5 protein-coding genes are annotated in these 5,579 nt (G+C 58.9%); 4 read left to right on the top strand and 1 reads right to left on the bottom strand.

All coding sequences use genetic code 11. The features are described from left to right. Window positions 1-206: 206 nt before the first annotated feature. The gene (rlmN, locus tag VL197_17530; GenBank protein HUJ19792.1) at window positions 207-1,229 is read right to left on the bottom strand and encodes a 23S rRNA (adenine(2503)-C(2))-methyltransferase RlmN; all 1,023 of its coding nucleotides are present in this window, start codon (window positions 1,227-1,229) and stop codon (window positions 207-209) included. A gap of 193 nt (window positions 1,230-1,422) precedes the next feature. Here rlmN and dtd point away from each other — a divergent pair, with 193 nt between their 5' ends. The 4 genes from dtd to VL197_17510 all read left to right on the top strand — a co-directional run bounded on the left by dtd (window position 1,423) and on the right by VL197_17510 (window position 4,971). Next, entirely contained in the window at window positions 1,423-1,917 is a 495-nt protein-coding gene (dtd, locus tag VL197_17525; GenBank protein HUJ19791.1) for a D-aminoacyl-tRNA deacylase, read from the top strand. Window positions 1,918-1,997: 80 nt separating this feature from the next. Further along, window positions 1,998-2,834 (top strand): alpha/beta hydrolase, encoded by an 837-nt coding sequence (locus VL197_17520; protein ID HUJ19790.1) that lies wholly within the window; start codon window positions 1,998-2,000, stop codon window positions 2,832-2,834. Between the two features lie 197 nt (window positions 2,835-3,031). After that, window positions 3,032-3,763, top strand: coding sequence for an MBL fold metallo-hydrolase (locus VL197_17515; GenBank protein HUJ19789.1), 732 nt, complete (start codon window positions 3,032-3,034; stop codon window positions 3,761-3,763). Then, window positions 3,760-4,971 carry an acetoin utilization protein AcuC gene (locus tag VL197_17510; GenBank protein HUJ19788.1) on the top strand — a complete coding sequence of 404 codons (1,212 nt, stop codon included), beginning with the start codon at window positions 3,760-3,762 and terminating at the stop codon, window positions 4,969-4,971. The genes VL197_17515 and VL197_17510 overlap by 4 nt, the downstream gene beginning before the upstream one ends. Window positions 4,972-5,579 lie beyond the last annotated feature (608 nt).

Raw genomic sequence — 5,579 nt, 5'->3', positions numbered from 1 at the left:
AATGGATCGATCATCATCAGGCGCGCCGATATCCTGAATGAGATCGTGGGCGCAGGAAGGTCCCTGTCGGATTACTAGCCGTGGTCAGGCAATCAAAATAGCGATCCCCCTCGCGACGGAAGCGCGAGGGGGATTTTGTTTTGGAGGAGATCCTGCGGGAGATTGGCCATGCCGGGTCGCCCAACTTCAGGATGACGCCAGGTCATTCATCGCGCAGCTGACCGCAGCTGCCCGCATGCCGCGTTGATGTCGCCGCCTTTACTGTTTCTTACGACGGCCACGAAACCGTGATTCAAGAGAATATTGCGGAAGGCGTATACCCGTTCCTCGTCAGGCCGCTCGAAGGCCGCACCGGGGAAGGGATTGAACATGAGCACGTTGATCATGCAGGGGAGTCCGCTCAGCAGCTCCATGAGGCGCTCGGCGTCACGGGCCGAATCGTTCAAACCTTTGAAGAGCGCGTACTCGATCGTGACCGTATTGGCGGTAGATCCGCAGTAATGATGGAGCGCTTTCACCAAACGAGCCAGGGGATAGGTCCTGTTCACCGGCATGATCCGGTCACGCAGCTCATCCGTCGTCGCGTTCAGCGAGACGGCAAGGCTCGCATCCATGTCGGGATCGTCCGCCATCCGCTCGATCGCGGCCGCGAGCCCGCAGGTCGAGATCGTCACCTTCCTGTTCGAGAATCCCATTCCGTTCCTGTCCGTCGCCATCTGCACGAATGATCTGACCGCGTCATAATTGCTGAGCGGCTCTCCGGTGCCCATCAGCACGATGTTGGTGATCCGGGAGCGGGTGACCTTCTGCGCGGCAAAGACCTGATTCACGATCTCGGCGGCGGAGAGGTTTCGCGCAAGGCCGCTGTCGCCGGTCCGGCAGAAAGCGCATCCCGATGCGCAGCCCACCTGCGTCGAGACGCAGAGCGTGAGCCTTCCGGGGCCGGGAATGAGCACGCCTTCCACGGCATTGCCGTCCTCGAGTCGGTAGAGGAGCTTCTCGGTCCCGTCCCCGGACCTGCTCCGCCGGTCGATGGCGATCTGTGAGACCGTGCAGTACCGCTTCAGCCGCTCACGGAAAGGCCGGTTCAGGTCAGTCATGGCGTCGACCTCCTCGACCTTCTTCCGGAACAGCCATATTGACACACGCGTCCCCTGGCCCGGCTTCTGTCCGAGGTGCCTGAAGCAAAACTGCTCGATCTCGTCAGGCGTCAAGCTTTTGAGGTCCATAGGTGATGTATTTTCCATGTGTAAAGAAAAAAATCCAACGTGTTCCACAGAGGTCACCGGGGTGGCTGATAAGGATGTCAAGTATACCTCTCTGTCGCCGGCTAAAGAATTTTAATGCTTGCCCGGCGCCAAAGCAAGGGATTTGTTCGAAAACTCGTTGACAGCGTGTGAAAGAACATGCTAAGAATGTTTTATGAAGGCAGTGCTCCAGCGGGTATCGTCTGCAAAAGTGGAGATCGACGGCAGAGTCACCGGTGAGATCGGAAAGGGCCTCCTCGTATTGCTGTGCGCGGTGAAGGGCGACACGGACCAGGACCTCGAAGCTCTCGTGAAGAAGGTTCCGGAGCTCAGGATCTTCGGAGACGACCAGGGCAAGATGAACCTGTCCGTCAGGGACATCAGGGGCGAGGTGCTCGTCGTCTCCCAGTTCACGCTTGCCGCGTCGACGCGCAGGGGAAACCGGCCGTCCTTCGAGCAGGCCCTGGAGCCCGGACCGGCGAAGCGGCTGTACGACCTGTTCGTACAGCGGCTCAGGGGCGCGGGACTGCCCGTTAGGACGGGCGAGTTCGCTTCCATGATGAACGTGTCGCTCACGAACGAGGGGCCGGTGACGGTGATGATCGATTCGCGGGACGGACTCCAGCAACGAAGTGTCGCGAATGAAAACGAATGCACAGAGACCAGTTAAAAACTTCCGGACGCGGATGCCCGTTGACACGATTCGGGCGAAGACCCGTATTATCAGATTTCATCCGTGTCCAACGGGCAGTGAGGAAAATTGTCCCGATTCTTTTTGCCGCGATCGTGTCCCTTTCCGGCTGCACCTCCCTCTTCTTCAAACCAAGCAGTCAGCTCGTATCTGATCCCGAAACCGTACGGTACGCACCGGAAGAAGTTGCGTTCACGAGCGCCGACGGCATACCCCTGTACGGCTGGTATTTTCGGGCCCGTGGCAGCGAGATGGGGACGATCCTCGTCTGCCATGGGAACGTGGAGAACATGAGCACCCATGTCAAGCTTGACCTGTGGCTCATCAACGCGGGATATAACCTCTTCATATTCGATTACCGTGGTTACGGCATGTCCGGGGGCGCGCCGACAGTTCGGGGCATCAACGCCGACGCGGAAGCTGCTCTCGAAACGCTTGTGACGAGACTGCAGGGGGCCAGGGAGGGCAAGATCATCGTCTTCGGGAAGAGCCTGGGAGGCGCCGTGGCCGTCTTCACCGTAGCTAATTCTCCGTACAAGGACCGCGTGAAGGCGGTCGTCCTCGACAGTGCCTTCTCGAGCTACCGCAGGATCGCCCGCGAGAAGATCGCGGCATCGGTCATCGGCTGGCCCTTCCAGTATCCCCTGTCATTTCTCGTGAGCGACGACTGCAGCCCCGTCGATTTCATTGGCAGGATTTCGCCGATACCGGTACTGATCATGCAGGGGCAGCGGGACGAGATCGTTCCCGCGCATCACGGCCGGGACCTTTATGAAGCCGCGCTGCAGCCGAAGGAGCTCTGGGAGCTGAACATCGCAGGCCACGTCAAATCCTGGACCGATGAGGCGACGCGCAACAGACTTCTTGCTTATCTCTCATCGCTCTCGAAGAAATAATGGCGTCAGGGACAGGTCTCCTCCCCCCAAAAAAGGCTCGGCTCGCCGGCGTTCGGAATGAGCGGGAGAAGGACTTTTCCCTGCAAATGACGAAAACCTCCGTTCTTGCTATACTGAGGAAGGGGGAGCGTGACCGATGGTTCGGTACGACTGCAGTTTCTGCAGTGCATTGTCGTGTGCTCTCCAGGGGGTGTTCCATGAACCTCGCACTTTCCATGATGCTGGCGGTGATGTCAGCGGCGGACGCTGCCGCCCAGGAGCAATTCGAAAAGGATGCGATCCGGACATCCGCCGGAGACCTGGAGATTGTCTTCATCGGCCATAGCTCGCTCATGATGAGGTTCAGCGGAAAGACTCTGTATGTCGACCCTTACAGCAGGCTCGCCGACTACGCGAAACTGCCGAAGGCAGACCTGATCCTGATCACCCATGAGCACCAGGACCATCTTGATCTCTCAGCCCTGGAAGCGATCAGGACCAGTGACATGGCCGTCATTCTGACCGGCACTGCCGCGGAAAAACTGCCGGGCGGCACTGTCATGAAGAACGGCGAAGTTCGCGCGGTCCTCGGGATCACGATCGAGGCCGTACCCGCCTACAACCTTGTGCACAAGCGCGCCAACGGGGAGCCCTTTCACCCGAAGGGCCAGGGAAACGGTTATGTGCTGTCCCTTGGGGATAAACGGGTCTATATAGCGGGCGATACGGAGAACACACCCGAGATGAAGGCATTGAAAAGCATCGACATCGCTTTCCTGCCTATGAACCTGCCCTATACGATGACGCCGGAAATGGTGGCGGACGCCGCAAAAGCGTTCAAGCCGCACGTGCTCTATCCCTATCATTACGGCGATACGGATACTTCCCGGATCGTCTCGCTGCTCAGTGACGACAGGGGCGTTGAGGTCAGGATCAGGAAGTTGAAGTGATCCGCGGTATGATCGCGCGGGCTGCAGTTGGTCGTCTGAAAGGGCCGAGCGCCAAGATCGCTGTGCGTCCCGGCATCGGATGTCCCATGAAGACCGCCTTCCTCTACAGCGGTGAGTTCGCCGCGTTCGACTACGGCGCCGGCCACCCCTTAAAGCCCTTTCGGCTCAAACTGACCTATGAACTGATCAGGGCCTGTGGGCTGCTTAGTCCGAATGATCCCCGGCTGGTCCGGCCCGTTCCCTCTCGAAGCGAAGAGCTTCTCTTCTATCACACCAGAGGCTACCTCGATATGCTCAAAGCGGCGAACGGAGGGAACTGGATCGAGGGCGCCGGGGAGTATGGTCTCGGCCCCGGGGACAATCCGATTTTCAAGGGCATGTACGACTGGTCCAGGCTGGTGGCCGGGGCTTCCCTGCTTGCCGCGGACCTCGCGGACAGCGGCGAGGCCGTGATTGCGTTCAATATGGCCGGCGGGCTCCATCATGCGCTCGCCTCCCGGGCCTCGGGGTTCTGCTATGTTAACGACGCGGTCATTGCCATCAAGCGCCTGACAGGCCGGGGCAGGCGAGTTGCCTACATCGATATCGACGCTCACCACGGGGACGGCGTGCAGGAGGCTTTCTACGACACGGACCGGGTCCTGACGATCTCGATCCATGAATCCGGCAGGACACTCTTTCCCGGAACCGGGTTCGAACGGGAGACCGGCACGGGCTCCGGCAGGGGATGCAGCGTGAACCTGCCGTTGCCGCGCGGCTCGGACGATGAGATCTTTCTTCATGCTGTCACGAGCGTCGTTCCTCCACTCATCGAAGACTTCAAGCCCGATATCATCGTGAGCCAACTCGGCGTAGACACCTTCCGGACCGATCCACTGGCTCACCTGAACGTCACGACGAACGGCTTCTGTCATGCGGTCAAGCTGATCAAGAGTATGGCCTCGAAGTGGGTGGCCCTGGGCGGGGGAGGCTACGACGTGACGAATGTGGCGCGGGCCTGGGCGCTTGCCTGGGCAATCATGAATGATGACGAGGCTCCGGACGAGATCCCGGGAGCTTTCCTGGACCTTTATGCGGATGCCGGCTTTCCGGGAACGCGCCTGCGTGATGGGCCGTTCATCCTGGAGGGGAGGGAAAAAGAGTCGATGATGAACGAAGTGGACCGGGTGATCCGGTTTGTCAGGGAACAGGTTCTGCGAAAAATCTGATTTTTTTTCATGAACCCGTGTTCGGCTCCCGCAAGGCTTGCTCGGCTTCCTCCGTAATCTCCGCGCAATTCAACTCCGTCATTCATTGCGCCTTGCTGACGCCTGTTCCCACCGGTGTCGGGGAACGGCACTGCCCGCCTGGTCAAGGCGGATGTGAGAAGACAATAGTGCGGTGGTGATTGTCAATAAATCGCTGTAATTTCTCTCGGCAGGACGAAGGGTATGAAAGGTGGAAATAGGCAGGGATCCCGGACTGTATGAAAACGAAAAAGGCCGGAAGGTATATCCTTCCAGCCTTGACTTGAAATGAGGGGGCGTTGCAGGCTACCCGTATGAAGAACACCGTTGAACCCTCAGGAATGTTCGGTCGCGACCATTACCATTCAGGAACGGAAAATTCTGCGAACGTCTGACTCGCTGGCCTTTAGACCTTCTCCCTGTGGGCTTTCGGACCTTTGCTTTCCGGTCTTTTATAGCCCGGAGCTGCGAGTGCTGCAGCGTGCGGCTGCATGTCCTCTGCTCCGAACCATAAAACCCGGCGTCAAAGGCCCTCAACAGATATTACATACGCTCTCACCTGACGGTGAGGTCCTGCAACGCCTTTTCTT

This window comes from Nitrospirota bacterium (assembly GCA_035516965.1).
Taxonomy (GTDB): domain Bacteria; phylum Nitrospirota; class UBA9217; order UBA9217; family UBA9217; genus MHEA01.
Note: the sequence above shows the minus strand (reverse complement) of the source record. Positions and strands in the feature narration are given on the sequence as shown.